Source organism: Lacrimispora sp. (genome assembly GCF_031982545.1).
Lineage (GTDB): Bacteria > Bacillota > Clostridia > Lachnospirales > Lachnospiraceae > Lacrimispora.
The window spans coordinates 245,410-272,355 of record NZ_DALYXB010000006.1 but is presented as its reverse complement, the minus strand read 5'-3'; the positions used below and the strand labels follow the sequence as shown (position 1 = coordinate 272,355).

Below are 26,946 nucleotides of genomic sequence, written 5' to 3'. Positions count from 1 at the left end.
CTTCAATATCGACGTGTTTTTGCACAACACTTTTTTTAAAATCTCTTGTTTTTACCCTTATCAAGATTGCATACAAGTTGATTTTTCTTGATTTTCGAGCATGGCTAGTTAATTTCAAATTAAAAAACAGACTTTGACATTGTATTGAAACTGTCAAAGTCTGTTTCTCATATCTTTTTTAGGTTGCCTTATTCACCTGTCCTATTAGGCAAAACACACGTTACACTTCTTCGATTTCTCTGATTTTCCGATACAGGGTAGATCTTGAAATCCCCAGGATATCCGCAATATCCGTTTTTGAATACCCCCGCTCCAGCATGGTTTTTATCTGTTCCTTTGACATTTCCTCCAGCCCGCTGTAACCAGGTTCGTTTTCAGGAAGAAGATTCTTTTCCCTTAATTCCTCCACGGTCACTCTGCCAGAGAACTCTGCCGCAATCCGTTCAAGAATAATCTCCATACTGTGTTTTCCAATCTCAGTAAAATGATTTCTTAAATATGTGAGCAGCTCAGCAGACAGCTCCACGCCTTTATTATCATAAAGCCTCCTGTAATAATTAAGACCCGAAGTTACATAACTGCGGAATTTTACCATATCTTTTTCCATTCCTTCAAAGCTGATCTTATAGCGGGCAATAAGGCGGTATAATTCAGGGGAAAACAGCTGCTGTTCCACCAGAGATTCCAGTTCTCTGTCAACGCAGAATAAAAACCTGACATTAGAACGTACCGATTTATCACGGGTTTTAAATTTGCCAGTCTTCATAAAATCAGCAATATAATGCTGAATATACAAAGGCATTTTTTCCGGCTGGACAATTACCACCGTACAACCGTCCGCATTTTTTAAGACTCCGTACTCGTCCATCATATAGATTTCAAATAAATCCCTGTAAAGGTTATCGGAATAAACCACATACAGATCATGAAGATTTCGCTCCGACGTGTTAAATACCGCTTTGGCAAGAAGAAGGTTTAACTCGTTATCCGAACTCTGAATCAGTAAATTATGGTTTGTTTTCGCCATTTCCCTTGCCATTTGAAGTTCTTGGGCTGAAAAGTACTTTTTAAGCCAGTCAAACGTCACCAGGGAGCCCTGTTCCGATATGTTAATCCGTTTTACAAAATCACTCTGCGGTTTAAAATAAAACAAAGTCCCGTATTCCGTATCGCTTAAATAAATCTTTTTACTGGAAACCACGCCATGAAACAGATGGCTTTTCATCTCAAAAGTCAGCCGTTCATTGCTGATATCCTCGTGGTTTTTAAAATAATCCTCTATCAATTGAAACGGAAACAGTTCCTTCATGTTGCTTCCCAGCATGTCCTTATCCAGATGTATCACATCGCAGAAACGCTTGTTAACATGAATAATATTTCCGAAATAGTCAGTGTAAATAACCGCCTCAAACATCTTGTCTATAATGGCCTCAATCTCTTTTAAACGGTTTTCCAATCGGATGGTTCTTGTTTCATTTTCTATCTTTCCGGAAATAAGCTCCGCAAAATTCTCCAGAAATGAAACGGTTGAATCCAGACTTTCAAATAAAAACTTGGCTCTGTGTCTGGTTAAAATAAGAGCAAGGGCACCCACTGCCTGATTGTCAACCCTTATGGGTACTCCCACAAAACTGCTCATCTTACATTCCCGGTACTGATCGCATTTGCGGCAGCCGGCAAGACGTGATTTATCTTCCACAATCACATTTCTGTTTTCAATTAATATGGTGGATATGATGGTGCCGATCCTGATATCGGTATAAAGATTTAAGTATTTAAAGGAACTTCCCACTATGTTCATATTGGTATCTATAATCAGTATGTCTGTATCAAGCGTATCAGAAATAATTCTTGCCAAATGATTGGTATAACCTCCTATTAATCCCAACAGGCTTTTCTCCATCCCCGCACCTCACAAATATTCTTTTATAAACGCCAAACAGGGATGCTGTATTCGTACAACAACCCTTTTGGTGAAACAGTCTGATTCTGTTTATTAATCCTGGTTCTTATTAAAGGTTACCTCACAGATGGAGTCACCCTTTGCAATGGTTTTTCCCAGATGGAAGGTGAAATCCTCAAACTGGGAGCAGATTCCCCGGTCTCCATCCATGGCAATTTCACACATCTCTGCAATCAGTTCCTCATCATCGGTCAGCTTTCTCCACGCAGCTACAAGCGGGCAGTGATGAAAAGTAATTTCCAGCTTGTCATCGGTGCATTCTGTATCCATCTCAAAGATGTTTCTTACATTGTCACTGACAAATTCCTCCTCAAAAGCCTTTAAATCACTGGTCTTTGTATATTTGTTCTGACCATGGAAGCAGCCGCATTTCTTAATGGCATCATGGGCAAATTCACTGTCTAACCCTCTTTTCTTAGCCTCTGTGAACATATAGTAGAACCATGTGGCTCTGTGCTCAATTCCGTCCCGTAAATCCCTGATGTGCTGACCTCTGTCTTCCGGTGTGTTGCTGTACATAACTGTTCCTCCTTAGAAATTAATTTTTTCTTTTATGCAATTCATTAACGTTCCGATTTGATACGACATGGTAACTGCTCCCGGGTCCAGGTGTCCAAGCCCTTTATTGGCCTGATAAGTTGCTCTTCCTTTTACCGCTTCCATGCTTTTTGTATTGTCGGCGCCGCGGGCGGCTGCCTGTTTCACGGCTTCGCAGATTTCCAACTCACTTATCCCATCAGTAATCCCCTTCTTATATGCCATGACTGCCGGTGCAAGGCTGTCAATCATGGTTTTAAATCCTTCTTTTGCCTGCCCTCTGGACATAATCGCCTCCAGCATGGCTTCCAGGCTGTCACAAACTCCCTGGCTGTCCAATGTCTCTCTGCCCTTTACCGCTTTGGCTGCCGCCAGGTACGCAGATCCATAAAGCACTCCGGAGGAACCTCCGATTACCGCCATCATGGTCTTGCCAATCTCCTTAAATTCCTCACTGATGGGAAGCTGCCCCAGTTCCTCAGACTTCTCAACCAGTTTTTCAAAACCCATATTAATATTGGACCAGTGATCTCCGTCTCCAGTAGCCAGGTCAAGCTCTGTCACATAGTCTCCGTTTTCATGAATCAGTTCATATGCTTTCTTTATGTAATCCGCATAATCCTTACCCGTTAATTCAAATCCCATCTTTTCACCGCCTTATCGAATTTTTAAAGCCGGAGTATCACAGGGAGCGTCAAGAAGCTCCTTTAACTCGCCATCCAGCTTCATAAGGGTTAAAGAACAGCCAGTCATATCCAGTGCGGTCATATAATTTCCCACAAGTGTTTTATAAGCCCTGATATTCTTTTCTTCCAACAGCTTCTGAACTTCCATATTCAGGATATAGAGTTCCATCAGGGGAGTACCGCCAAGACCATTTACCAGCACAGCCACTTCACTTCCGGTATAATCATAGTCCTCAAGAATCTTCTCAAGCAGAATTTCAGCAGTCTCTTTTGCTGTTTTAACCTGGGTTCTTTCTACTCCCGGCTCTCCATGGATTCCCATACCAATCTCAATCTCGTTGTCTTCCAGAACGAATCCAGGTTTTCCAACTGCCGGAAGAATACAGGGGCTCATGGCCATTCCCATGCTTCTGATATTGGCAATGGCTTTTTCGGCCACTGCTTTCACCTCTTTTAAATTACCGCCGAGCTCTGCTTTTGCCCCTGCAATTTTATGGACAAATACGGTGCCTGCGATGCCCCTCCTTCCTGTGGAATAGGTACTGTCTGGAACAGCCACATCATCCTTAACAACTACGCTTTCCACCTGAATATCCTCTGCCTCTGCAAGATCAGAGGCAAGTCCGAAGTTCATAATGTCTCCGGAATAATTCTTAATAATTAAAAGAACTCCTTTTCCAGAATTCATTCGGTTTATGGCATCGCCAATCCGGTCAGGACTGGGGGAGGAAAATACATTTCCCGATACAGCCGCATCAAGCATGCCTTTTCCCACATAACCCGCGTGAGCCGGTTCATGTCCAGCCCCGCCTCCGGAGATAACCGCCACTTTATCTGCTTTCTCTATCCGGGATATTACTTCATATCCCGGAGTATACAAAAGTTCCGGATGGGCAAGTTCCATTCCGCGAAGCGCTTCCCCTACTACGTCCATGGGTTTGTTAATAATCTTTTTCATGGTACCTCCTTTAACCTAAGCCTAAATATGCTTTTTTAATTCTGGGATCATTTGCAATTTCTCTGGCATCACCCGACATGGTGACTTTCCCATTTTCCAGTACATATGCCCTGTTTGAGGCGCTTAAAGCCATGTTGGCATTCTGTTCAATGAGAAGAATCGTTACGCCCTGCCTGTTAATCTCTTTTATCAGATCAAAAATCAGCAGCACAAAGTTTGGTGCCAGGCCAAGTGACGGTTCATCTAACAACAATAGCTCCGGTCCGCACATTAACGCCCTTCCAATCGCAAGCATCTGCTGCTCTCCTCCGGAGAGAGTACCTGCCGACTGCCTGATTCGTTCCTTCAGCCTGGGAAATATCTGGTACACACGCTCGTAGCTGTCAGCAATCTTTTTCTTGTCGTTTACCGTATAAGCGCCAAGGCGGAGATTTTCCTCCACTGTAAGGGCAGGAAATACCTCTCTGCCTTCCGGCGAAATGCTGATTCCCAGCTTAGTCATTGTATGAGGCGGGCTGTTGGTAATCTCCTTGCCCATAAATTCAACCCTGCCTCCGGATGATCTTGCAATTCCCACAATGGTATTTAACAGGGTGGACTTCCCAGCTCCGTTGCTGCCGATTAAAGAGACGACTTCCCCTTTGCCAATCTCCATATCCACGCCTTTGAGAGCATGTATGGGACCGTAATGAGTATTTAAATCAGTTATCTTCAGCATCCTTATGCACCCCTCCCAAATAAGCTTCAATGACTCGTTCATTGTTTGCAATTTCCACAGGAAGCCCCTGGGCAATTGGTTTGCCGTGATCAATTACATATATCCGGTCTGAGATGTTCATAACCACACTCATATCGTGTTCAATGAGGAGTACGGTATATCCCTTCTGCTTTAAGGACCGGATAAAATACATCAGCTCCTCTGATTCCTTCGGATTCATTCCCGCTGCCGGTTCATCTAACAGAAGCAGCCCTGCACCGGTAGCAATTGCCCTGGCAATTTCCAGTTTCCTCTGGTCTCCATAAGGCAGATTGGAGGCATAGTCATCTTTTCTGTGCTCCAGACCCACGGATTTAAGAAGTTCAATTGCCTGCAGCACCTTTTCATCCTCTTCCCTGCGGTATCTTGCCGTACGGAAGGTGGAATCAAGAAAACTGTAAGAAGTCTTTATATGCGCGCCAATCAGTACGTTTTCGATTACCCTCATATCCTGAAACAACCGGATATTCTGGAAGGTCCGGGACATTCCCGCCATAACAATATGTTTGGGTTTTTTATTCTGTATCTCTTCTCCGTTAAATACAATCGTCCCTTCATCTACCTGGTACACACCCGTCAGCATATTAAAAACCGTGGTTTTTCCTGCACCGTTGGGGCCGATAATCGAAACCACTTCCCCTTTATTTATCTCAAAGCTTACCTGCTCTACCGCAACAATACCGCCGAATCTTTTGGTAATTCCTTTCACGGATAAATATGCATTGTCAGCCATTGTCTCCCGCCTCCTCTGTCTCCGCCGTTTTAAGCCGTTCCATGACCTGTCTGGATAATTTATATGGAAGCTGTGATTTCCAGCCAAGAATACCCTGAGGTCTGAATCGCATCATTACCACCAGAATCACGCCGTATAAAACAAAACGGTAAACCATTAAAAATCTGGACACCTCCGGAAGAGCAATTAAAATGGCTGCTCCCAGAAACATCCCCCGTATTGTTCCCATTCCGCCCAGAATCACAATGGAAAGAATCAGCGTGGATACCTCAAAGTTAAAGGTATTAGGATCTACATATCCGATTAGAGTGGCATATAGAGCACCAGCAGCGGCGCAAATGCAGGCTGACAGTACAAATGCCAGGATTTTATAGTAGGTAACATTAATTCCCATCATTACGCTTGCAAGCTCGTCTCCCTTTATTGCCTGCAGCGCCCTTCCTGTTTTTGATTTAACAAGAACCAGGCAGAAGACAGTGCAGACAACCAGAATGATCATAACCAGATAGTACAGACCGTGATTTGCGATGGTAAGCTTCATGCCGAAAACGGCAGGCTTTGGAATATTTTTTACGCCCAGTGTTCCGTTAGTTACAGGAGACCAGTTCATTGCAATCATTTTTATAATTTCGCCAAACCCCAATGTCACAATGGAAAGATAGGTTCCAGTAAGCCGGAGAGTCGGAAGTCCCAGAAGAATTCCCACAAGTCCTGCCACCACCATACCAAGTAGCATGGAAGGAAAGAAGCTTAAGCCAAGTTTGACTGCACAAAGGGAGGCCGTATAGGCTCCAATTGCAACGAACCCCGCATGTCCCAAGGATACCAGACCGGTATAGCCGGTAAGTATATTAAGTCCAAGACCGAACATGGCATAGACTGCCATCTTTACAATTACAGTCAGAAAATACTGGTTGTTTACGCCTTTTGGCAGCAGACAGAGAAATGCGGCCAGCAAAATAAGAAGCAGCTTTTGATTCTTGCTTATAAAGCTTTCAAACTGATATAAAAAGCTGTGTTTTTCCATTCTTGTACTTGTCATACTTTATACCTTCGTGATCCCTTTCTTTCCGAACAACCCATTAGGTCTGACGATCAGAACAATAATTAATATGATAAATGCCATGGAATCCCGATAGGTGGATCCTAAAACAGTGGCTGCCATAGACTCAGACACTCCCACTATCAGCCCGCCAATAATTGCACCAGGTAAACTTCCAATACCGCCAAGCACAGCCGCAGCAAATGCTTTTAAACCTGCCATAAATCCCATATTCGGGTAAACAATCTGATAATAGCTGCCTACCAGAGAACCGGCGATGGATGCGGATATTCCGCTTAAGAAAAAAGTAAATGAGATAACAAAGTTAACGTTAATTCCCATCAGGTTTGCAGCTTTTGGATTCTGTTCCGCCGCTCTCATTGCCAGCCCGATTTTTGTATAAAATACTATTCCAACCAGAAGCAGCATGAGAATCAGGGATACCGCAAACATGCCGATCTGCGTGGAGGAAACAACAATTTTCCCAATCTGGAGAGTTCCGAAATCGAACAGGGGCGGAAACGCCCGTTTTTCACTTCCAAATGCTACAATCAGAAGATTTGTCACAATATTGGAGATTCCAATGGTTGTAATTAAAGATGCAATGGGTATGGATTTCTTTTTTCTTAAAGGTTCCAGAGCAAGCTTATCAATTGCTACTCCAAGGACACCTGTAAGCACCATACTGGCGATTAAGCCAGGAATTACGCCAAACCGGAGACCAATGAAAACCATTGCCATCTGAGCTCCGAAAGCATAGACGGAACCGTGGGAAAAATTGACCAGCCGGAGTATACCAAACACCAGGGAATATCCTACCGCAATCAGGGCATATCCCATTCCCAAAGCCAGTCCATTAAATATCTGTTGTGCAATCATGGCTTCACCTTTCTGCGGGAACAGCGCCTGGCTATTCCCGCCGCTTAATCTAGTTCATCTTGACAAATTTTCCATCTTTAATTGTAACTTTGTTAAACTGCTTATCAACATCACCCTGTTCGTCAAACTTAATACTTCCGGTTACTCCTTTGTAGGTGATCTCATTTAACTTGTCTCTCACTTTTTCTGAATCCGTGGTACCGGCTTCCTTTATGGCGGTGAGGAGAATTCCTACTGAATCATAGGCCTGTGAGGTCAGGGCAGAGGGTGAATTTCCATAGACTTTTTTATATTCATCCACATAAGCCTTTACATCTGCATCATCCGATTCCGAGAAGAAAATAACCGGAAAGCATACACCTTCCACTGCCTGGCCTCCCAGCTGAATCAGCTGCTGGCTGTAAGCGTTGGAAAATCCAACGATGGAAATATCCGGATTAATATTTTTATACTGTTTGGCTACCGGTGCTACCAGATTATACATTCCACAGCAGATTACCACATCCGCTCCCGCTTCATTCAGCTTTGTAATTGCCGGTGTATAATCATCAGATCCTTCCATTACTTCCTCATGGGCTACCACTTTTACATTGGGATCATTTAATCCAGTAATCAGATCTTTGATAATTCCGGATGTATTGGTTCCCCAGTCAGTCATAATGGATATAATACCGATATTTTTCTTTTTCAGATCATGAACAGCAATATCCACAGAGGCTGCACCTTCTTTTGATATGACTGTATTATTTCTGAAAATATAATTACCGATCTTAGAATAATCCGGGTGAGAAGCAGACGGTGAAATCTCAATAATCTTATTTTCCTGGTAAATAGGAGCTGCAGTCATACATACCCCAGATGAGAAATGGCCGATTACGCCGCTGATATCTCCATCGGATACAATTTTCTGTGCAATGGTAGTTGCTTCCTCTGATGTATTCTTATCATCATAAGGTACGATTTCAATCTGTTTGCCCAGAACCCCTCCCTGAGCATTCCACTGATCTGCCATTAATTTGGCTGCATTGGTAAAGCCAATTCCATATTCTGAATTATCTCCAGTCATTGGACCGGCTACTGCAATCTTGACCGTTCCTTCTCCGCCTGTTGCGCTGGTCCCTTCCGTCTTCGCCCCGGAAGTATTCTTTGCTCCTTCTGAACTCTGTCCATTCCCCTGTGCACAGCCTGAAAGTAACCCCGCAAGTGCCATCATTGCCAATGAATACCTGATAAACCCCTTTTTCATAACTGAAACTACCTTCCTTTCCTTATCTGAGTTATTGTCTTAACTCTGAACCATAATGTTTAAAATGACCTCGTCTGTCTCCTTCATCCCTTCCCTTGCCAGTGTGATTACCCCTTCCACTGTCTTCTGGATATCTTCCTTTACAATCCCGTCTCCCGGTAGAAAAACGTGACCATTCATGGATAAATAGCTGCCCATAATTGCCGCATCCACACTGGAAGCAATCTTTGCTGCACAGGAAGCGCTTGCGCCGTCGCATACAATTCCCGATGTATTGGCCAGAGTATTGATAATGGTGTTTTCGATCTGTACCCTCACACCTCCCATTAAGTAAGTAATTCCGGCACCTGCACCTGCTGCCGCACTTACCGCTCCGCAATAAGCAGACAGTCTGCCCATACGGTACTTCTGATAAATAGCAATCAGATTGCTGAGCACCAGTGCCCGGTACAGCTCGTCTTCTCTGCTTCTGAGTGTCTTTGCATACTCAATCACCGGAAGGGATACTGTCATTCCCTGATTACCGCTGCCGGAATTAATGACTACCGGAAGCTCGCAGCCGTTCATTCGGGCATCCGATCCGGCCGCTGCCACTGCTTTTGCCCTGATTTTTACGTCATCTCCATAAACGGATAGAAGTGTTTTTCCAATCTCAGCTCCATAGCTGCTTGACAGCCCCGCCTGAGCAATGTTGGTATTACATTCAATTTGTTCAGCAATCAGCCTCCTCACTTTTTTTAAGTCTACCTGTTCTGTAAATTCAAATATGGAATCCATATTCAGACAGCTGTAATCCACCTGTTCTTCTTCCCCGCCTTCCTTCTCTTCAAAAAGGATCTGCTTATTTTTCTCAATTCCAGTTATCCCCAGATGCGTTTTTTTCAGTTCCACCTTAACCTCATTTAAGCCCTGTGTCATAATTACAATTAAGTGAAGCTTCTCCGTGGTATCCAGCAACTCAACCCGGCATATTTTTTCCTGAAGCAACCAGTTTGCAATCTGTAAATCCGGTTCCCTGACTGATGTCAATACTTCAAGTCCCTTATCCGGATCTCCACCTGCTGCCCCCACTGCTGCTGCCGCTTCAATTCCCTTCATGCCACCAGTCATGGGAACCACCACTGCTTTTGCATTCTTAATCATGTTCCCACTGCAGGAGACTGTTATTTTTTCAGGAATTGCTCCCAGATATTTCTTTGCCGTTGCACTTGCATAAGCTATTGCAATAGGCTCTGTACACCCCAATGCTTTTACCAGCTCTGTTTCCAGGATATGTATCAGCTGGTCTTCTGTCGTTTTCTGCATGTTCCTCCGATCTGCTGTGTTACTGCTAATTGCTTTTCATTCATTTTTTACGCTTGTTTTCTTGTCGTTTTTTGTAGATTTATGTAGTTCTTTTATGAATTCAGTATATCATCTGCATGTCTGCAATGCAATGAATTTTTGTGCATATTAACTAATATTTATCATTTTCAGCGTTTTTATTGGTTATTTTACACATTTATTTTGGTTATTTTATTGGTTTTAGATAGAGATCGTAATTCAAATGTATCATTTTGGCACACTTTGTTTTATTAAGTCAAAAATCTCCTGATTTCTTTCCCATTTTTTTGTTTCATTCCTGCTATACAGACATAAAAAATGCCGTGTACAGCAATAAAAAACTGTACACGGCATAACCGGTTTATTGAAAATTATTATTTAACAGGATAAAATCCAGAAGGCGCTTCGCTCAAATTAATCATAATATTCTTTGTCTGGGTATAATGATCCAGCATGACTTTATGAGTTTCACGTCCAACACCGGAAGTCTTATATCCACCAAAAGGAGCTCCCTCCGGGATTGCATTGTAGGTATTCACCCACATACGCCCCGTTTCCACAGCTCTTGCCACGCGTATTGCACGGTTTATGTCTCTGGTCCATACAGCTCCGCCCAGGCCGAATTCACTGTCATTAGCCATGGCAATTACTTCATCTTCCGTTTTAAATTTGATAATGCATGCAACCGGTCCGAAGATTTCTTCTTTTGCCACTCTCATATCATTGGTCACATCTCCAAGAAGAGTGGGACGCAGAAATGCACCGTTCTCAAGACCGTCTTCTGTAAATGCCTCACCACCGCACAGTACTTTGGCACCTTCTACCTTACCGATCTCAACATACCCTAATATTTTTTGCAAATGTCCTTTATTGATCTGGCTGCCCATTTGGGTATCTTCTTCCCATGGAAGTCCTACTTTCACTTTATTAAACCGCTCCACAGCTTCCTTTACAAAACGGTCGTAAATGTCCTCCTGTACAAATACTCTGGAACCTGCGCAGCATACCTGACCCTGGTTAAATAAGATCCCAAGCTGCACACCATCCATTGCCATCTCCCAGTCGCAGTCATTAAAGAAAATATTTGCTGACTTACCACCCAGCTCCAAGGTTGCAGGAATCAGCTTTTCTGCTGCAGCCAGGGCTACATTTCTTCCCACTTCGGTAGATCCTGTGAACGCCAGTTTTCTGAAACCAGGGTGCTCCAGCATATACTGTCCTGATTTGGAACCGCCTCCGGAGATAACGTTAAAGACACCTGCAGGAATCACATCCTGAATCAGTCTTGCCAGCTCAAATACACTTAAAGGAGTTGTGCTGGAGGTCTTAAATACAGTACAGCAGCCGCTTGCGAGAACAGGCGCCAGCTTCCAGGCAGCCATTAAAAACGGAAAGTTCCAGGGAACGATCTGGCCTACCACACCAATGGGTTCTTTTAAAATAAGGCTTAGCATATTGTCTCCCAAGATGTTGGCGCTTCCCTCCTCTGCCATGATACAGCCGGCAAAATAGCGGAAGTGCTGGGCAGCCAGGGGAATATCCACATTTAAAGTTTCCCTGATTGGTTTTCCATTATCCAGTGTTTCAACCATCGCCAGATGCTCTTTGTTTGCATCAATAATATCTGCAATTTTATTTAAGATTGCCGCTCTCTGATTAACCGGTACATTCTTCCATGTTTCAAAAGCCTTCCATGCAGCTTTAACCGCATCATTTACATCTTCCTTTGTCGCTTCTGCACACTGTGCCAGTACTCTGCCGTCTGCCGGACAGGTAACGGTAAATGTTTTTCCGTCGGAAGCAGGCTTCCACTCTCCACCTATAAATAATTGATATGTATCCTGAAGTGTAACATCCTTCATATGCTTTTCCTCGCTTTCATTCTGATATCTTTATTTGGCCTGTTGTTGCCCATACTCATGTATAATCATTATAGGCTTAATTTTATAACTGTCAATTTAATTATTTTTTTCACATTTTATTGATATTTATTTATCTATTAACGATTATTATTTAACGATGTATATTAATTCGCTTGTTAAAACTTTTATATATAATATCTGTCTTTTTATAAGGGTCAATCAAATACTGCTATCCGCTTTGTTTAAATTTTTTTCTATTAAATTCAATTGAAAGGGAGAAAAACGAATACTTCGATACGTTCTTAACGATTATAAGGTTCTGAATTGACAGGAGTTAGAAAACAGATGGTATTTTACGATATATTTTTAACTAATCTGATTATGATCTGCTTTTAAGAACAAAAAAACAGGAAACCTCAATATTGAAGTTTCCCGTTTCAGTAAGAAGCGGGTGATGGGAATCGAACCCACGTATCTAGCTTGGAAGGCTAGTGTTCTACCATTGAACTACACCCGCAAGGATTTCAGAAATATTACAAATGTGCTTCAAAAGCACAGTGCCCAAAGCCGGAATCGAACCAGCGACACGAGGATTTTCAGTCCTCTGCTCTACCAACTGAGCTATCTGGGCTTATTCTCCTGCAACATCAGTAATTTTACAAGATTTTACTCCAATTGTCAAGACAAGTTTTTAAAATTTTTGGAAAAAAACATAAAATATTAACATCTTATATCTTGACTATATTCCAACATTATAATATTATAAAATTATCATATAGAAGGAGATAAATTATGTCCCTAAGTCACAGCATATTAGGTTTTTTATCATATCAAAGCATGACCGGATACGATCTGGCCAAGGCATTTAGCTCATCTGTCCGGTTTTTCTGGTATGCACAGACCAGCCAGATCTACTTGGAGCTCAATAAACTGGAGAAGAAGGAGTTTGTCACCTGCGAAATCATAATCCAGACAGAAAAGCCCAGCAAAAAAATATATTCCATAACATCAAAAGGAAAAGATGAATTTTTACACTGGCTGTCCCAGGAGAATGATGAATTATCCAAGGGAAACAAAAATGCTTTTTTAATGAAAATTTTCTTTTCCGGCTGCAGACCCCCCAAAGAATGCATTGATATGCTGTCTGATTTTATTAACGACTGCAGTCAATATGAAAGTGAAATGCAGCAAATTCCTGGCAGCATCGGCCAGTATGGCAATCTTGTAGGATCGGAACAAAAACTATACTGGGAACTTTCTGCAGATTTTGGTTACTGCTATATTCAAATGTGCATAGACTGGGCCAAACGGTCCATAAAAAAACTGGAGGAACTGGAATGAATGTCCTGATTATCAACGGAAGTCCCAAAGGCGCTAAAAGCAATTCCCTGAAACTGGCAGAAGTATTCCTTCAGGGAATGAAGGAAACATCAACGGTACAATCTGAAACCCTGACAGTTTCAAAGCTGGACATCAAACCGTGTATCGGCTGCTTTCACTGTTGGAAGGAGACCCCTGGAAAATGCTGCATTTCCGATGACATGACTGTCGTTATAGAAAAAATTCTATCTGCCGATGTTTTAATATACAGCTTTCCCCTCTATTACTTTGGACTTCCTTCCCAGTTAAAGGCGCTGATAGACAGACAGCTGCCTATGGTCTTACCTTTCATGAAAAATGGCATTCACAGCGGCGCCCATCCCTCCCGGTATGATATGTCTGATAAGCGTTATGTACTAATTTCAACCTGCGGTTTCTATACGGCGGAAGGCAATTATGATGCCATTGACGCGCAGTTTTCTCATCATCTGGGTAAAGGCAGTTATGAATCTATATACTGCGGACAGGGAGAGCTTTTTGGTGTACCCGAATTAAAAAATCGTACAGAGGGGTATTTAGAGTATGTCCGTGCTGCAGGCAGAGAATTTGCCGAAGGCAGTATAACCAAAGAAACCAGAAATCTGCTTTCCCAGCTTCTTTTTCCAAGAGATGTATTTGAACGTATGGCAGATGCCAGTTGGGGAATCGAGCCACCGGATCAGAACAGAGTACAGGAAAAGTCCCATCCAGCCATTACGTTTACCAGACAGATGGCCGCACTCTACCGAAAGGAATCCTGGAACGGAAAAGACCTTGTTTTGGAAATGCATTATACTGATGAAGATAAAACCGCCCAGTTGATCATGGGAAAAGACAGCTGTAAGGTTTTAACCCAGGACTTTCAGCCTTTTACCACCAGAATATCAACTCCTCTTTCTATATGGATGAGCATTGCAAAAGGCGAAATTGACGGTCAGACTGCATTGATGAAACATCTCTATCAGGTTGATGGCGATTTTCAGCTGATGCTTCACTGGGATAATTATCTGGGCTCTACATTAAAACCTGATGTACAACAGGTTGTTCCAGAAAAGAAAAGCAACATGACTCTTATGCTGCTACCATGGTTCCCTCTTTGGTTTATAGGTATTACTCAACCTGTATTGGGGGGGATTCTTTCGATTTTGATCAGCACAGCCATACCTATCTTCTTTTTCCGGTATCAGCCCACTGTATTTGAAGTATTCTCAGGATTTACGACGGCATTTATTGGAGTACTCGCCATATCAGGTTTTTCTCCCGTGGTTTTAGTGCCCATATCCTATCTCATATTTGGGCTCATGTGGTTTGTAACTGTATTTTTAGAAATTCCCCTGACCGCATACTATTCCATCAATGAATATGGAGGAAAATCTGCTTTAAAGAATCCTCTTTTCATAAAAACCAACCGAATTTTAACGGCTTGCTGGGGGATCCTGTATCTGGCTACTCCTTTGTGGACTTATTTATTTCTTTTTTCAGATCATAAAGCACTTTTAAGTGTTATAAACACGGCACTTCCTTTCCTGCTTGGCTGCTTTACCAAATGGTTCCAGAAATGGTATCCTGCTCATTACGCAACCAGTAAAAAAGCCAAAAATCAATTGTAATATAACACGAAAGCAGGGAGATTACAGCAATAATCATTTGCGAATAGCGAATAGATAATAAATGCTGCATAGAAAAACCGGGGTTCTTTCCGTGTTTTTCTATGCAGCATTTGTTATCACAGATTAAAGAGAAGACTTCAGCTGTTCCACGTTATTCTCTTCAAATTTCAACAGTCGATTCATCAATTTCACTATCTCTTTTTCAGCTTCTCCCTCATACTGACGGATTCGCCTGATACAGTCAATAATACCGCGGACACTGCCAAGTATCAGCATCTCAGCCATATGGGAAGCACTTTTGTCAGTCATGGTCTTCATATCAATAGCTAAGTAGGTCATGATTTTTTGAATCTGCCCTATTTCTTTTTCCTGGCACCCATTTTTGTTTAACAGCTCCTTTGCCTCTTCATGAATTCCTGTATATTCCTTTAACTGCGCATGAAGCTGCTTTTTAAATGCCTCATTATCCGTCATTGGTAAAAGTTGGTGTAATGTTTCCACTCCCATTTGGGAATTCTGATAAATGAAATTAAGTAATTCTGCATCAGCACTCATACCTGCACCTCTTTTCTTTTTTATTAGTATGAGGCAAAAAAGAAGAATTTATGACAGGAGGAAAACAATGATCCAAAAACCGTTATTTTTTACTGATAAGAATCGAAATGTCATACTGGAAGCAATTCTTGGAACTCCTAATGCAGCCATTCCGGACAGCTTAAAACCCTTTGAGGTGTTAGAACCTAACACTTCCGATGGAGCCGCGGAAAAGCACGCTCCTGCTCTGGAGACAAATGGCCTTCACGTTACCATCTCAGTGGGAAGCGTGCTTCACCCTATGACAGCAGAACACAGCATTACCTGTATTATGCTTGAAACAAACGCCGGATGTATGATGAGAATTCATTTAACACCCGACTGCCAGCCAATCGCCCACTTCACCTTGGAAGAAGGAGACTCTCCTAAAGCGGCATATGCTTTATGTAATCTTCACGGCTTCTGGAAGACAGAGGCATAACTTCTCTGATGGAACCGTTTTCTTTTTTTTTGCATCTGATCTCTATATTTAAAAGAAAAAGCAGATTGAATCAGACTTCTTACCGGTCTGGTTCAATCTGCTTTTTTTCATCATTTACCCGAAAATGTGATACCTCCGTCTGAAGAGCCTGTGCCTGACCTGCCAGCCGTTCACTGGAGCCCGAGCTTTCCCTTGCAGTCTCCATATTGGACTGAACAACTTCTGACACGGTCATAAGGCTCTGACTGATCTGTTCCATTACCTGCACCTGATCCATAGAGGAGGCCTCTATCTCCCTGATTACCTCTTCTGTCATTCCTGCCTGTCCTGCAATTTCCTTTAAAATCCGGTCGGTATTTTCAGTCAGAAGTCTGCCCTTCGAAACCGCATTTACCGATTGTTCCACCAGACCTTTGGTTTCATTTGCAGCCTCTGCTGATTTTGCGGCCAGGTTACGGACCTCACCTGCAACCACTGCAAACCCTTTTCCCGCTGCCCCTGCACGCCCTGCTTCCACTGCAGCATTTAAAGCAAGTATATTGGTCTGGAACGCAATATCTTCAATCAGCTTTGTAATTCCTGTGATTTTTCTGGAAGTCAGATCCACCTCTTCCATGGCATGATTTAAGCTGCGCATATGTAAATTACCTTCATCCACTTTTTTACCGGATTCTATTGCATAAGTGGAGGCCTTCTTTACATAATCCGCATTTTTTACTGACTGCCTGAAGACACCATCCATGGCAGTCTGAAGTTCCTCTATGGCGCTCGCCTGTTCAGAGGACCGTTTGGCAAGTTCCTGGGCTCCATCCCAAACCTGACCAGCTCCCACAGTTACCTCATCTGCAGACGTATTAATTCTCTGCATGGTCTCTCTCAGACGGAAAGCAATCGCTTCCATGGATATCCGTATTCCGTTAAATTCTCCAGGATACTGACAGCCGCTTTCTGTCTGTAAATTACCACAGGATAATTCATGAAGAAACCGGGATATATCTGAGATTATATCTTTGTATTTTCCTGCCATCTCATTGACCTTCTGTACAATCTGACCAATCTCGTCCCTTCGCTGTACGGACAACTCCAGGTTTAGATCGCCTCCTGATAAACGTTCAATCGCCTCTGCCGCCTGACCAATTGGTTTTGTAATTCTGTTTGCAATATGAAGCATTGCCAGTCCTGCAAGCAGCATGGATACTATTCCAAGAACCAGGGAACCCAGCATGGAAACGGTAACCCCTGACATAAATTCTGCTTCCTTTGCTGTCACATTAACAGACCAGCCATTTGTATCCGCTATGGGAGTATATGCACCGATTTTTTTCTCCCCTTTCATCTTAAAAAACCGAAAGCCTGCATCTCCATTTATCATGGAACGCTCCAGACTTGCTGCTTCCCCATATGCCTTCGGGTCCTTTTTGGCATCTTCAATATCATTTTGGCCCTCTAGGACCAGGGAGAAATCTTCATGTGCCATTTTTCTGCCTTCCCGGTTGATCATATAAGTAATTCCAGTGTCACCAAGCTTGGTGTCTTTTATAATACCATCGAATATCGAGTAAGGAAATTCAAGCACGACTACAATATCTCCGTAAGGATAAATATATTCATAAGAAACGTTGCCTTCTTTTACAATTGGATCAGATAAAGAACCTTTTCCGTCTGCCGCCTGCAAAAATGCCGGATCCTGAGCATAAGAATCTCCGTTTACAATAGAAACTCCGTCCTTAGAAAGAATATCAATCTTATTAAGGCCATACTGGGAACTGGACATGTTTAAAAACAGTCCAATATTTCCTCCCCTTGCTGCATTTCCTTTCTGATAAAGCGCAATGGACTCTGCAATAACCGAATACTCTTTTAACTGCTGTGTAATTTTTTCTGATACCAGCTCTGATGTCTCCTTCAGACACTTATTTAGGGTTCTGCGGTTTAGATCGTAGGAAAGATATACAGAACCTGCGGATAATATTAATACAATACAGATAATACAGCCCATGGTAAACAAGATCAATTCTCTCTTTATTCCTGTCTGATGTCTTTTCATTTCTGCTGTCCTCCGTTATAAACGTGTAGTTCTATTCCATTATGGAAAGAGACAGGATCATTATAACGGATAATATTCTGATTAGCATAGACACTTTACCTATGTTTTACAATTTTTACCAACTGTTTACACTATTGTCGTATAACACATACAATATAGGAGCCACAAAATAGGAACCGCTGACTACTGAGTCGTTACATCTGTGTTACTCAGCCATAAAATTGCTATGACTGCAGAAATTATTAAATAAAACAGGCTGCCTGCAATAAACTGTACCTGACTGCACGCCATAGAACCTCCCGGGCTGTTAGCTCTCATGCCGAGACTTAACAGTGTATAGGGATAAAATGCTCCGACTCCTTTGGAAAGAGCCCCAATTCCCAGTATTCCTCCTGCCATTGCAATCCCTACCGGTACAGCAAAACTTCTGATTATCAGAGAAATGCTAAGCTGAATTCCGCAGATAACAATTCCCCCTATTGCTCCGTACACCAGCCATTCGGTTAATTCTGGTGGAACCGGACCTGACAGTCCTGACATTTTACCTGAGAGAATAAACAAAACTCCTACCCATAGCTGAGTCATTATTACCATTGCAGATGCCATGATAAGCTTTGCAAGATATATATGCAGCGCAGAAACAGGCAGCGTCATCACACAATTCCAGTTATGATTGGTGTGTTCCAGCCGAAAAAGGTAAGAACAATACACAGCAATCGTCGCTGGCAAAAAGAAGTAACAGGTAAACAGCGTGTGCTGAGTCCACAAACTGTACCACCCATCTCTTAAAATCTCAATATTTTGCAGATAATTAAATGTTCCCATAAACGCAGGAAGAACAGGCAAAATAAAGAAAGCCAGCCATACAGGACTTCTTCTCAGTTTCATTTGTTCCATACGAATTACATTCCACAGCATTAACTCAACGCTCCTTTCTTGTAAAGCACCGGCGTCCGGTGAAATAAATCACTGCGAACAATCCCATAAGCAGCCAGAAACTGCTCCAGTCAACAGGAATATACTGCAAATCTGCTATCCTGGTCTGGCCGTCCCAATTCATTCTTACTGGCATTAAAACTCCGTAATAGCTCCATAAAATCCCTCTTTGTATATTCCGCGGAAGAAATAAACTGAACAGCCCCGCAAAACTTCCTGTAATCCCAATTACAAAAGAAACCATCTGATTGGTAAACAATAGAGAAAACACCTGTTGAATTGCTAAAATTACGACAGTTACAAAAATTGTTATAACAAAATAATAAAACAGATAACCTGGCGGAAATGGCTCCGTAAATCCTGCTGCTTTACCCAGAACAATAATAAAGATCATCTGGACTGCCCCTACTGCCACCATATACATGGAGGCGCAGATAAATTTCGCATCAAATAACGTCCCCGCCGGCATGACTGTCAGGAGAAGCTTAAAGGTCTGTCCCTTATGCTCCAAATCACAGATCTTTGATGCCGTTATTGCTGCGGCCATCGGCATCATGATAGTATTAAACACAGTAAAATGGTACAGGCACTGCATATATCCCTGAGACAACTTTTTTGCATCCATATCCCGAAATGCCCACAGCCCCCAAAGACACTGCACTCCAAGCAGCACCAGAATCATAACCCAGATTTTCCTCCTCCGTATTTTATAAAATTCAAGAAGTATTCCTTTCATCAAAGCTTCACCACCATTCCTGTTAATTCCAAAAATATATCCTCTAACGTTTTCTTCCGTTCTTCTATGCGTACAACACCAATGTCTTCTTTTAAAAATCTCATAAAATACCCCGCCAGCTGATTATCGTTTAATTTAGGAATCAGCAGGTAGCCTTCCTGTTCCTGATATGCAATTCCCTGGCTGCTTAATACACTTCCAGCCGCTATATTATCCAGCGTACGAATTGCAATACGGCTTTCACTTCTGTCATGAAGTACGGACAGCCGATCCTGAAAAACCAGTTCTCCTCCTGATATAACACCAATATGTCCTGCCATCTGATCAATTTCGCTTAACAAATGACTGGAAACCATCACCGTTATACCGAAGGATTTAGGAAGGGAACAAATCAGTTCCCGTATTTCCTGGATTCCAGCCGGATCAAGTCCATTGGTCGGCTCATCTAAAATCAGAAGCCTTGGATTACCAAGCAATGCACCGGCAAGGCCAAGTCTTTGCTTCATTCCCAGAGAGTATTGACCTGCTTTTTTGTTTTTTTGATCCTCCAGACGAACAAACTTCAGTACCCGGTCAATTTCACTGTCAGGCAGTTCTTTTAAGGTACTGATAATCTTTAAGTTTTCTTTTCCTGTCAAATGGGAATAGAAGCTTGGGGCTTCAATGAGAGAACCCGTTTCTTTTAAAATAGCAAGGCGGTTTCTCCGATTCACCTGTTTATCAAATACAGTAATGGTTCCTCTGGTGGGCTTTGCCAGCCCCAGTATCATCTTCATGGTTGTTGATTTTCCAGCTCCATTTGGTCCCAGAAACCCGTAAATTACTCCCTCCGGTACGGAAAGATCTAAATCTTTTACTCCCATGGCAGCTCCATATTGTTTGCATAGACCGCTGGTGGTAATAATATTTTCCATAATGTTAATCTCCTCTGCTTATTATGGTCTCAGTCTAACAATGCTGCCTTACACCAGCCTGTAGGTGACCTTACATTTACCTTAAACATTTGTTTTTTTGTTCAATTTTTTCATAATTCGGTTATAATGATAGCTATAAAACCCAGAAAGGAACAAATGCAATGAATGATATCTTTGACTGTAAACTGCTTCTTGTTGATGATGAGCCAGAGCTTCGCAGAATGGTTGGAAGCATGTTAAGACAAAGCGGTTTTAAAAAGATCATTTCTGCGGCGGACTGCAGCCACGCTCGTCTGCTGTTTACTTCTGAAAAACCAGATGGAGTAATACTGGATGTTTCTCTTCCAGACGGCGATGGCTTTTCCCTGATGCGTGAATTCCGCTCTATTTCTGCGGCTCCGGTTTTGTTCCTTTCTGCCAGAGATGAAGATGAGGACCGCCTTCTGGGCCTGGGACTGGGTGCAGATGATTATATCACCAAACCATTTCTGCCAAGGGAACTAATCTTGCGGCTGCATGCAGTCTTAAACCGTACCTATTTTCCAGTTGTGTTTAACAAAAAGGAAAAGCCTGTCTTTTATCTTGGTAAAACAATGATAGATTTAAACAGCGGCTCTATTGCTTCTGAGAAAGGAACTTTCACACTTACAGCAAAGGAGTATGCTCTCCTTGAGAAATTGTTTGATAATAAAGAAAAGATTGTGACTGGAGACAGCCTCTGCCTTGCAGCATGGGGAGACCCCCTCTATGGATATGAAAATACACTTATGGTACACATTCGGCGTTTGCGCGAAAAAATAGAGTCAGAACCTTCCGACCCTGAATTTTTAATTACCGTCCGTGGACTGGGTTATAAGCTGGTGGGGGTGACATCATTTTGAAAAGCTTAATGAAAATCTTATCCAGATATGTACTTTCAGCTGCGACTACAGCCATACTTCTGCTCATTATCAACTTTACAGTTCTGACTGTCTGGCTGTTTCAATCAGCCAGTGAATACGGAAAGAACTACACCGTTGCACAGATGGCGGGAGAGTTAACGGAATCTGAAGGAATATATTCACTTTCTGAATCCGTTGCCAGGGAACTTAAGAATAAACAGCAATGGGCTATGCTGATAGATGAGAAAGGTGCAGTTGCATGGAGTACGGATCTGCCTTCTGATGTGCCTCTTTATTATAAGCTGACTGACGTGGCAGGGTTATCCCGCTGGTACTTAAAAGACTATCCAGTTAAAGTCTGGCAGCATGAAAGCGGACTTTTTGTAGTTGGAAGCCCTAAAAACAGCATGTGGAAAATTGGTCTGGAACTCCCTATGAAATTAGTGACCAATTCAGAGATCCTCATACCCATGCTATTAATCCTGAATCTTATTACCGCTGTATTACTCGCCCTGCTCTTCGGTTACCGACTGTTTTTGGCTTTAAAAAAACTGACCACAGGCATTGAGGACTTAGCTCAGATGAAACGTGTTGAATTGCCGGCTCAGGGGATTCTGGGAGATCTGGCCACGGGTATCAATCATGCATCAGCCCAACTGATCCGGCAGGAGTCCGCCCTGAATAAACGGGATAATGCCCGCACTACATGGATTGCAGGTATTTCCCACGACATCCGGACTCCCTTATCTGTAATTATGGGGTATGCAGGACAGATGGAAGAAGACAATTCCCTTAATAAGAAACAGCAGGAACTTGCTGTTACAATACGAATTCAATGCCAGAAAATAAAAGCTTTAATCAATGATCTGAATCTGGCCTCCAAGCTGGAATATGACATGCAGCCCATACGAAAAGAAGAATTTCTGCTTGCACCTCTTATCCGCAGTATTGTTGCAGAACTGTTAAACAGCAATTGTTCACCCAGACATACGCTGAGTTTATCGATTGATGAGAATGTACAGAATATTTCTATAATAGGGGACAGCCAGCTGATAAAGCGAGCCATTACCAATATAATCCTGAACAGCATAAGACATAACCCCGATGGCTGTGATATTGCAATCCAGCTGAACGCGGAGTCTGGGACGGCATTCCTTTCCGTTACAGATAATGGAACCGGATTTCCAGTACAGACGCTGAAACGTCTCAATCATCCCAGGGAACCAGTGGAACTGGATAATCACGGATTGGGGTTAACAATCGTCCGTCAGATCTTGAAAGCTCATAACGGCACAGTCTCCTTTTCCAACCTTACAGGCGGGGGATGCCGGGTGGCCCTTGCTTTGCCGGGAAAACCATAGGAGCTTATATAAAAAAAGCAGAGGTTATCTTAAACGATGTTTAACTGTTTAAAATAGCGTCTGCTTTCTTAATTTTAATTACTGCCTGGGACAAGGTTCGCATATACGTCAATAATATCTTCAACTTCCTCATCTGTTGCAGTATCACTCAATGGTATGAAATCAAAACTACTTTCTTTGTACTGTTCTTTTAAGCTATACTGTATATTATTACCTCTTTCATGCAGCCACACAACAACATCACTGGCCATGTAAACCACTTTATCTATACACCCGGATTCCTGAGCAACCAGAGTATACCCGACGCATTTCTGTAGAGTAAACCATGCAAATACTTGCCGTAATCTATCATCAGAATCGATATGTAACCAACGGTCATACTCCAATGTAACGTTATACATTACATCGATGTTATCTTTATAATCGCCTAGAGATGCAGCGTTCATAATTAATTTTTTCGTATTATACGCAGCTTCATAATCATTTTTGTCGTAAAGACTCTTTGCTTTGTTTACCAACGAATACTGCCATCCGATTAATGCAAAAATTGCTATAGCCAATACAATTATCATTGCACCTGTTTGTTGTTTCATAGTAAATTTCTTTGATTTGGGAATTATTGCTGATGGATCATCCTTACTTTCTTCATATAAATTTTCACTTACACCCTCTCGCTTTGTTCCACAATTAGAACAAAACATGCCATCTTCCGCTAGTTCCTGCCCACAATTTCTGCAATACATTTCTACTCAGCCCTCTTTTGTTTTCTTCTAATTATACATAAGAAAGCTATTAATTACCATAACTTTCTTTTTTATTGTTAATTAATGCTATCTAAAAATTGATCAAATATCTGATAGAACTCTTCCCTTTCTGCCAGATGCACATTATGGTTTGTGTTACTCATCGTATAAACAGTTCCATCTTTTAAACATGCTTCCATTTCCTTAAAGTCCTGTTTTGTAACAGCTCCTTCTCCTGCCGACTTTATAAGCAAGGTTTTACATGTAATCAGGGAAAGCAGATCCATCCAGTTATACTCATTCGCCCGATATGCGGCTAACGCCTGCTTTGAAAACAAAAAGTGGTATCCGGATTTATCTTCATATAAACTATTAACAAAATACTCTGTCTCCAGTTCTGAGCCTGAGGACATTCTTATACACTCCAAAGCTTCTCTTCTAGTGTCAAATGTATCACACCACTCCTTTGTAAAGGCATCGTATTCTTTTACCTGACTTGACAAAATAGGAATGTGCTTTTCAGGCCCCTTTGCGGTTTTATCCAGAATGGCTACCGCCTTAACCATGTTTTGATACCTGGCAGCAAGATATCCCACAATACCTCCCCCCATGGAATGACCCACAAGGATTGCCTGTTCTACTTCAAGCATCTCCATAAGTTCCCTCACATCTTCTCCCATCTCATCAATGGTATAATAGCCATCGGGTTTACTGCTTTGTCCATGCCCTCTTAAATCCAGCGCAATTACTCTGTATCCATTCGCGTAATGATCAATAAAATCACTCCAGGTTTCCGCTCTTCCATACATTCCATGTATACAGATAATTATTGGTTTCTCTCCCTTCGTATCATAATAAAATAATTCTGCCCCTTTTAAACTTACTGTCTCTCTAAAAATTTTTCCCATGTCTCTCTCCTTTTAATTAGTTTTATATAAAACTATTTGAATAAAAAAATACAATTTCCCACAAAAGCTATGCAGAAATTATATTTTAAATATCGCTAAAATTCTCGTTAATTTTTTCCAGAGATATCATCAGAGCTTCCCGCTCTTCTTTTGGGATATCTTTATATACAGTTTCAAATAGGCTTTTTGATATATCCTCAAACATGGGTCTCAAATCTGCTCCCTTCTGCGTAAGGGAAAGGTAGGTTATCCGGTTATCTCCTGCATCCCGTTCCTTTTTTATATACCCTAGACGGACCAGTTTTTCTACAAGAACAGTCACCGTGGATTTATCTTTTTTAATTGAACCTGCCAGATCCTTCATCGTAATTGCTTCCGTATTGAGTAATGTAAAAATAATATCTCCATGGGACGGTGCCAATTCACAGACTCCATGATCCGCCATTTTACCGGTAATAAATTTATTTGCCTGCGCCCTGATTTTGGACAGCATTGATATAATGTCTTGTTCTCTCATAGTTCTATAATAGTTTTATATAAAAGTATTGTCAAGCATAAATTTCATTATATTAAAAAAAGCTGCTGTACCCAAAAGTACAACAGCCTTTTTTCTATGCCGGCGACCGGAATCGAACCGGTACGGGCGATTAAGCCCGCAGGATTTTAAGTCCTGTGCGTCTGCCAGTTCCGCCACGCCGGCAACAACTGAATACAATGCTTGCGCACTGCACAACATAACGATTATACAAAATCATGTCCTACTTGTCAACTATTTTCGACTTTATTTCATCCTGAAAAAGGAAATAAAAAAGATTCAAATTATCAATAATAGTAATTGTTTTTATTTTAACGATATGATATAATGAAAAAAAATCCACTAAGGAGGGTATTTTATGGAGCGCATCGTAGTAATCGGAGCAAACCATGCAGGAACTGCTGCAATTAACACTATTTTAGATAATTATAAAGATAAAGAAGTAACAATATTTGATTCCAATAACAATATCAGTTTTTTAGGCTGCGGTATGGCTTTATGGATCGGAAACCAGATCACATCACCAGATGGGCTGTTTTATTGCAGCAAAGAAATTTTTGAACAGAAAGGTGCAAAAGTTTATTTAGAGACCATCGTTTATCATGTTGATTTTGAAAAGAAAGTGGTATTCGCAACAGGAAAAGATGGACAGAGTTATCAGCAGCCTTATGACAAGCTGATTATTGCCTCCGGATCACTTCCCATCTCTCCAAACATTGAGGGTACAGATCTTGCCAATGTTCAATTCGTTAAATTATATCAGAACGCCAAGGAAGTGATTGAGAAGCTTCACGAATCCATGATACGCAATGTCGTGGTAGTGGGTGCCGGATACATCGGCGTGGAACTGGCGGAAGCATTTAACCGGATTGGCAAGAAGGTAACTTTAATTGACAACATGAGCACCTGCCTGTCTGGTTATTACGACCGTGAATTTACAGATATTATGTCCCAAAATCTGGAGAGCCACGGAATTAAACTTGCCTATGAAGAGACTGTAACCGGCCTGAAAGGCAACGGTAAAGTAGAAAAGGTTGTAACAGATAAAAATGAATATGCAGCGGATATGGTAGTCCTGGGAATAGGCTTTAAGCCTAACAGCCAGCTGGGCAAAGATAACCTTAAACTGTTTAAGAATGGTGCCTATCTGGTTGACAGGCATCAGCAGACAAGTATACCTGATGTTTATGCTATCGGAGACTGTGCTACTGTATTTGATAATTCCATTCAGGCTACCAACTATATTGCGCTTGCCACCAATGCGGTCCGCTCCGGTATCGTGGCAGCACATAATGCCTGCGGTACTCCTCTTGAATCCATCGGTGTTCAGGGCTCCAATGGTATCTGCATCTGGAATCTGAAGATGGTATCTACTGGAATTTCATTGGAAAAGGCTAAAAAACTGGGTTATGATGCGGCTGCAGCTGACTATGAAGATACGCAGAAGCCTGCATTTATACAGCATGATAATTACAAAGTCAAAATCCGGATTGTATATGATAAAAAGACACGGATTGTCTTAGGTGCACAGATGTGTTCCGAATACGATATCTCCATGGCAATTCACATGTTCTCACTTGCCATTCAGGAGCAGGTAACCATCGACCGGTTAAAGCTGACAGATATCTTTTTCCTGCCACATTTTAATAAGCCATACAATTACTTTACCATGGCAGCGCTTCAGGCAGAATAATCTAAGGATATAAAAAAGACGGTGTGTCCAATGGAACACCGTCTTTTTATATCGCTATTTTTTAATGGGCGGAGAAGGATTCGAACCTTCGAAATCGTCGATAACAGATTTACAGTCTGCCCCCTTTGGCCACTCGGGAATCCGCCCATGCTTTATCATCAAGCGAGTGTTATTTTAACATAGACAAGTTAAAAAATCAAGGTATTTTAAAAAAATTATAAC

At 41.9% G+C, this 26,946-nt stretch carries 25 protein-coding genes and 4 tRNA genes; 6 read left to right on the top strand and 23 right to left on the bottom strand.

What is annotated here, in order from left to right:
- Positions 1-220 precede the first annotated feature (220 nt).
- The 13 genes from ABS301_RS12300 to ABS301_RS12240 all read right to left on the bottom strand — a co-directional run bounded on the left by ABS301_RS12300 (position 221) and on the right by ABS301_RS12240 (position 12,617).
- Positions 221-1,888: a helix-turn-helix domain-containing protein gene (locus ABS301_RS12300; RefSeq protein WP_349672491.1), complete on the bottom strand. Its 1,668-nt coding sequence runs from the start codon at positions 1,886-1,888 to the stop codon at positions 221-223.
- A 108-nt stretch (positions 1,889-1,996) separates the two neighbouring features.
- Complete coding sequence (locus ABS301_RS12295; RefSeq protein WP_349672490.1) at positions 1,997-2,482, bottom strand: L-2-amino-thiazoline-4-carboxylic acid hydrolase; 486 nt, start codon at positions 2,480-2,482, stop codon at positions 1,997-1,999.
- 12 nt (positions 2,483-2,494) lie between these two features.
- Complete coding sequence (gene dhaL / locus ABS301_RS12290; protein ID WP_349672489.1) at positions 2,495-3,145, bottom strand: dihydroxyacetone kinase subunit DhaL; 651 nt, start codon at positions 3,143-3,145, stop codon at positions 2,495-2,497.
- A 12-nt stretch (positions 3,146-3,157) separates the two neighbouring features.
- Positions 3,158-4,144 (bottom strand): dihydroxyacetone kinase subunit DhaK, encoded by a 987-nt coding sequence (gene dhaK / locus ABS301_RS12285; RefSeq protein ID WP_349672488.1) that lies wholly within the window; start codon positions 4,142-4,144, stop codon positions 3,158-3,160.
- Positions 4,145-4,154: 10 nt separating this feature from the next.
- Positions 4,155-4,862 carry an ABC transporter ATP-binding protein gene (locus ABS301_RS12280; RefSeq protein ID WP_349672487.1) on the bottom strand — a complete coding sequence of 236 codons (708 nt, stop codon included), beginning with the start codon at positions 4,860-4,862 and terminating at the stop codon, positions 4,155-4,157.
- Positions 4,846-5,634 carry an ABC transporter ATP-binding protein gene (locus tag ABS301_RS12275; protein ID WP_349672486.1) on the bottom strand — a complete coding sequence of 263 codons (789 nt, stop codon included), beginning with the start codon at positions 5,632-5,634 and terminating at the stop codon, positions 4,846-4,848. The genes ABS301_RS12280 and ABS301_RS12275 overlap by 17 nt, the downstream gene beginning before the upstream one ends.
- Positions 5,627-6,676, bottom strand: coding sequence for a branched-chain amino acid ABC transporter permease (locus ABS301_RS12270; RefSeq protein ID WP_349672485.1), 1,050 nt, complete (start codon positions 6,674-6,676; stop codon positions 5,627-5,629). The genes ABS301_RS12275 and ABS301_RS12270 overlap by 8 nt, the downstream gene beginning before the upstream one ends.
- 3 nt (positions 6,677-6,679) lie before the next feature.
- Positions 6,680-7,555 (bottom strand): branched-chain amino acid ABC transporter permease, encoded by an 876-nt coding sequence (locus ABS301_RS12265; RefSeq protein ID WP_349672484.1) that lies wholly within the window; start codon positions 7,553-7,555, stop codon positions 6,680-6,682.
- Between the two features lie 49 nt (positions 7,556-7,604).
- Positions 7,605-8,801 carry an ABC transporter substrate-binding protein gene (locus tag ABS301_RS12260; RefSeq protein WP_349672483.1) on the bottom strand — a complete coding sequence of 399 codons (1,197 nt, stop codon included), beginning with the start codon at positions 8,799-8,801 and terminating at the stop codon, positions 7,605-7,607.
- A gap of 39 nt (positions 8,802-8,840) precedes the next feature.
- A complete protein-coding gene (locus tag ABS301_RS12255) occupies positions 8,841-10,106 on the bottom strand; it encodes an L-cysteine desulfidase family protein (RefSeq protein WP_349672482.1) in 1,266 nt (421 codons plus the stop codon).
- Positions 10,107-10,498: 392 nt separating this feature from the next.
- On the bottom strand, positions 10,499-11,986 hold the full coding sequence (locus ABS301_RS12250; protein ID WP_349672481.1) for an aldehyde dehydrogenase family protein: 1,488 nt from the start codon (positions 11,984-11,986) through the stop codon (positions 10,499-10,501).
- Positions 11,987-12,432: 446 nt separating this feature from the next.
- A tRNA-Gly gene (locus tag ABS301_RS12245) sits at positions 12,433-12,503 on the bottom strand.
- Positions 12,504-12,544: 41 nt separating this feature from the next.
- Positions 12,545-12,617 (bottom strand) — tRNA-Phe (locus ABS301_RS12240).
- Between the two features lie 161 nt (positions 12,618-12,778).
- On the opposite strand from ABS301_RS12240, the gene ABS301_RS12235 reads away from it, so the two are divergent.
- Positions 12,779-13,327, top strand: a complete 549-nt coding sequence (locus ABS301_RS12235) for a PadR family transcriptional regulator (protein ID WP_349672480.1) — start codon at positions 12,779-12,781, stop codon at positions 13,325-13,327.
- The gene (locus ABS301_RS12230) at positions 13,324-14,955 is read left to right on the top strand and encodes an NAD(P)H-dependent oxidoreductase (RefSeq protein ID WP_349672479.1); all 1,632 of its coding nucleotides are present in this window, start codon (positions 13,324-13,326) and stop codon (positions 14,953-14,955) included. Before ABS301_RS12235 ends, ABS301_RS12230 begins: the two co-directional genes overlap by 4 nt.
- A 123-nt stretch (positions 14,956-15,078) precedes the next feature.
- Here the strand turns inward: ABS301_RS12230 and ABS301_RS12225 are convergent, their stop codons facing one another.
- A complete protein-coding gene (locus tag ABS301_RS12225) occupies positions 15,079-15,510 on the bottom strand; it encodes a hypothetical protein (RefSeq protein WP_349672478.1) in 432 nt (143 codons plus the stop codon).
- Between the two features lie 67 nt (positions 15,511-15,577).
- Between ABS301_RS12225 and ABS301_RS12220 the strand changes: the two genes are divergently transcribed.
- Positions 15,578-15,970 carry a desulfoferrodoxin family protein gene (locus ABS301_RS12220; RefSeq protein WP_170821478.1) on the top strand — a complete coding sequence of 131 codons (393 nt, stop codon included), beginning with the start codon at positions 15,578-15,580 and terminating at the stop codon, positions 15,968-15,970.
- 79 nt (positions 15,971-16,049) lie between these two features.
- Here the strand turns inward: ABS301_RS12220 and ABS301_RS12215 are convergent, their stop codons facing one another.
- From ABS301_RS12215 to ABS301_RS12200, 4 genes are all read right to left on the bottom strand, one after another.
- Positions 16,050-18,017, bottom strand: coding sequence for a methyl-accepting chemotaxis protein (locus tag ABS301_RS12215; protein ID WP_349672477.1), 1,968 nt, complete (start codon positions 18,015-18,017; stop codon positions 16,050-16,052).
- A gap of 183 nt (positions 18,018-18,200) precedes the next feature.
- Complete coding sequence (locus ABS301_RS12210; protein ID WP_349672476.1) at positions 18,201-18,935, bottom strand: ABC transporter permease; 735 nt, start codon at positions 18,933-18,935, stop codon at positions 18,201-18,203.
- A gap of 4 nt (positions 18,936-18,939) precedes the next feature.
- Positions 18,940-19,689, bottom strand: coding sequence for an ABC transporter permease (locus ABS301_RS12205; RefSeq protein WP_349672557.1), 750 nt, complete (start codon positions 19,687-19,689; stop codon positions 18,940-18,942).
- Positions 19,689-20,603 (bottom strand): ABC transporter ATP-binding protein, encoded by a 915-nt coding sequence (locus tag ABS301_RS12200; RefSeq protein WP_349672475.1) that lies wholly within the window; start codon positions 20,601-20,603, stop codon positions 19,689-19,691. The genes ABS301_RS12205 and ABS301_RS12200 overlap by 1 nt, the downstream gene beginning before the upstream one ends.
- A gap of 161 nt (positions 20,604-20,764) precedes the next feature.
- Between ABS301_RS12200 and ABS301_RS12195 the strand changes: the two genes are divergently transcribed.
- Entirely contained in the window at positions 20,765-21,484 is a 720-nt protein-coding gene (locus tag ABS301_RS12195; RefSeq protein WP_349672474.1) for a response regulator transcription factor, read from the top strand.
- Positions 21,481-22,845, top strand: a complete 1,365-nt coding sequence (locus ABS301_RS12190; RefSeq protein ID WP_349672473.1) for a HAMP domain-containing sensor histidine kinase — start codon at positions 21,481-21,483, stop codon at positions 22,843-22,845. Before ABS301_RS12195 ends, ABS301_RS12190 begins: the two co-directional genes overlap by 4 nt.
- Positions 22,846-22,919: 74 nt before the next feature.
- Here the strand turns inward: ABS301_RS12190 and ABS301_RS12185 are convergent, their stop codons facing one another.
- The 4 genes from ABS301_RS12185 to ABS301_RS12170 form a co-directional block, all read right to left on the bottom strand.
- On the bottom strand, positions 22,920-23,588 hold the full coding sequence (locus tag ABS301_RS12185) for a zinc-ribbon domain-containing protein (RefSeq protein WP_349672472.1): 669 nt from the start codon (positions 23,586-23,588) through the stop codon (positions 22,920-22,922).
- Positions 23,589-23,665: 77 nt separating this feature from the next.
- A complete protein-coding gene (locus ABS301_RS12180) occupies positions 23,666-24,496 on the bottom strand; it encodes an alpha/beta fold hydrolase (RefSeq protein ID WP_349672471.1) in 831 nt (276 codons plus the stop codon).
- A gap of 85 nt (positions 24,497-24,581) precedes the next feature.
- Positions 24,582-24,989 carry a MarR family winged helix-turn-helix transcriptional regulator gene (locus tag ABS301_RS12175; RefSeq protein ID WP_349672470.1) on the bottom strand — a complete coding sequence of 136 codons (408 nt, stop codon included), beginning with the start codon at positions 24,987-24,989 and terminating at the stop codon, positions 24,582-24,584.
- Positions 24,990-25,110: 121 nt separating this feature from the next.
- Positions 25,111-25,196 (bottom strand) — tRNA-Leu (locus tag ABS301_RS12170).
- 193 nt (positions 25,197-25,389) lie between these two features.
- Between ABS301_RS12170 and nox the strand changes: the two genes are divergently transcribed.
- Positions 25,390-26,724 carry a H2O-forming NADH oxidase gene (gene nox, locus ABS301_RS12165; protein ID WP_349672469.1) on the top strand — a complete coding sequence of 445 codons (1,335 nt, stop codon included), beginning with the start codon at positions 25,390-25,392 and terminating at the stop codon, positions 26,722-26,724.
- A gap of 65 nt (positions 26,725-26,789) precedes the next feature.
- Here nox and ABS301_RS12160 read toward each other — a convergent pair.
- Positions 26,790-26,871 (bottom strand) — tRNA-Tyr (locus ABS301_RS12160).
- Between the last annotated feature and the right edge of the window lie 75 nt (positions 26,872-26,946).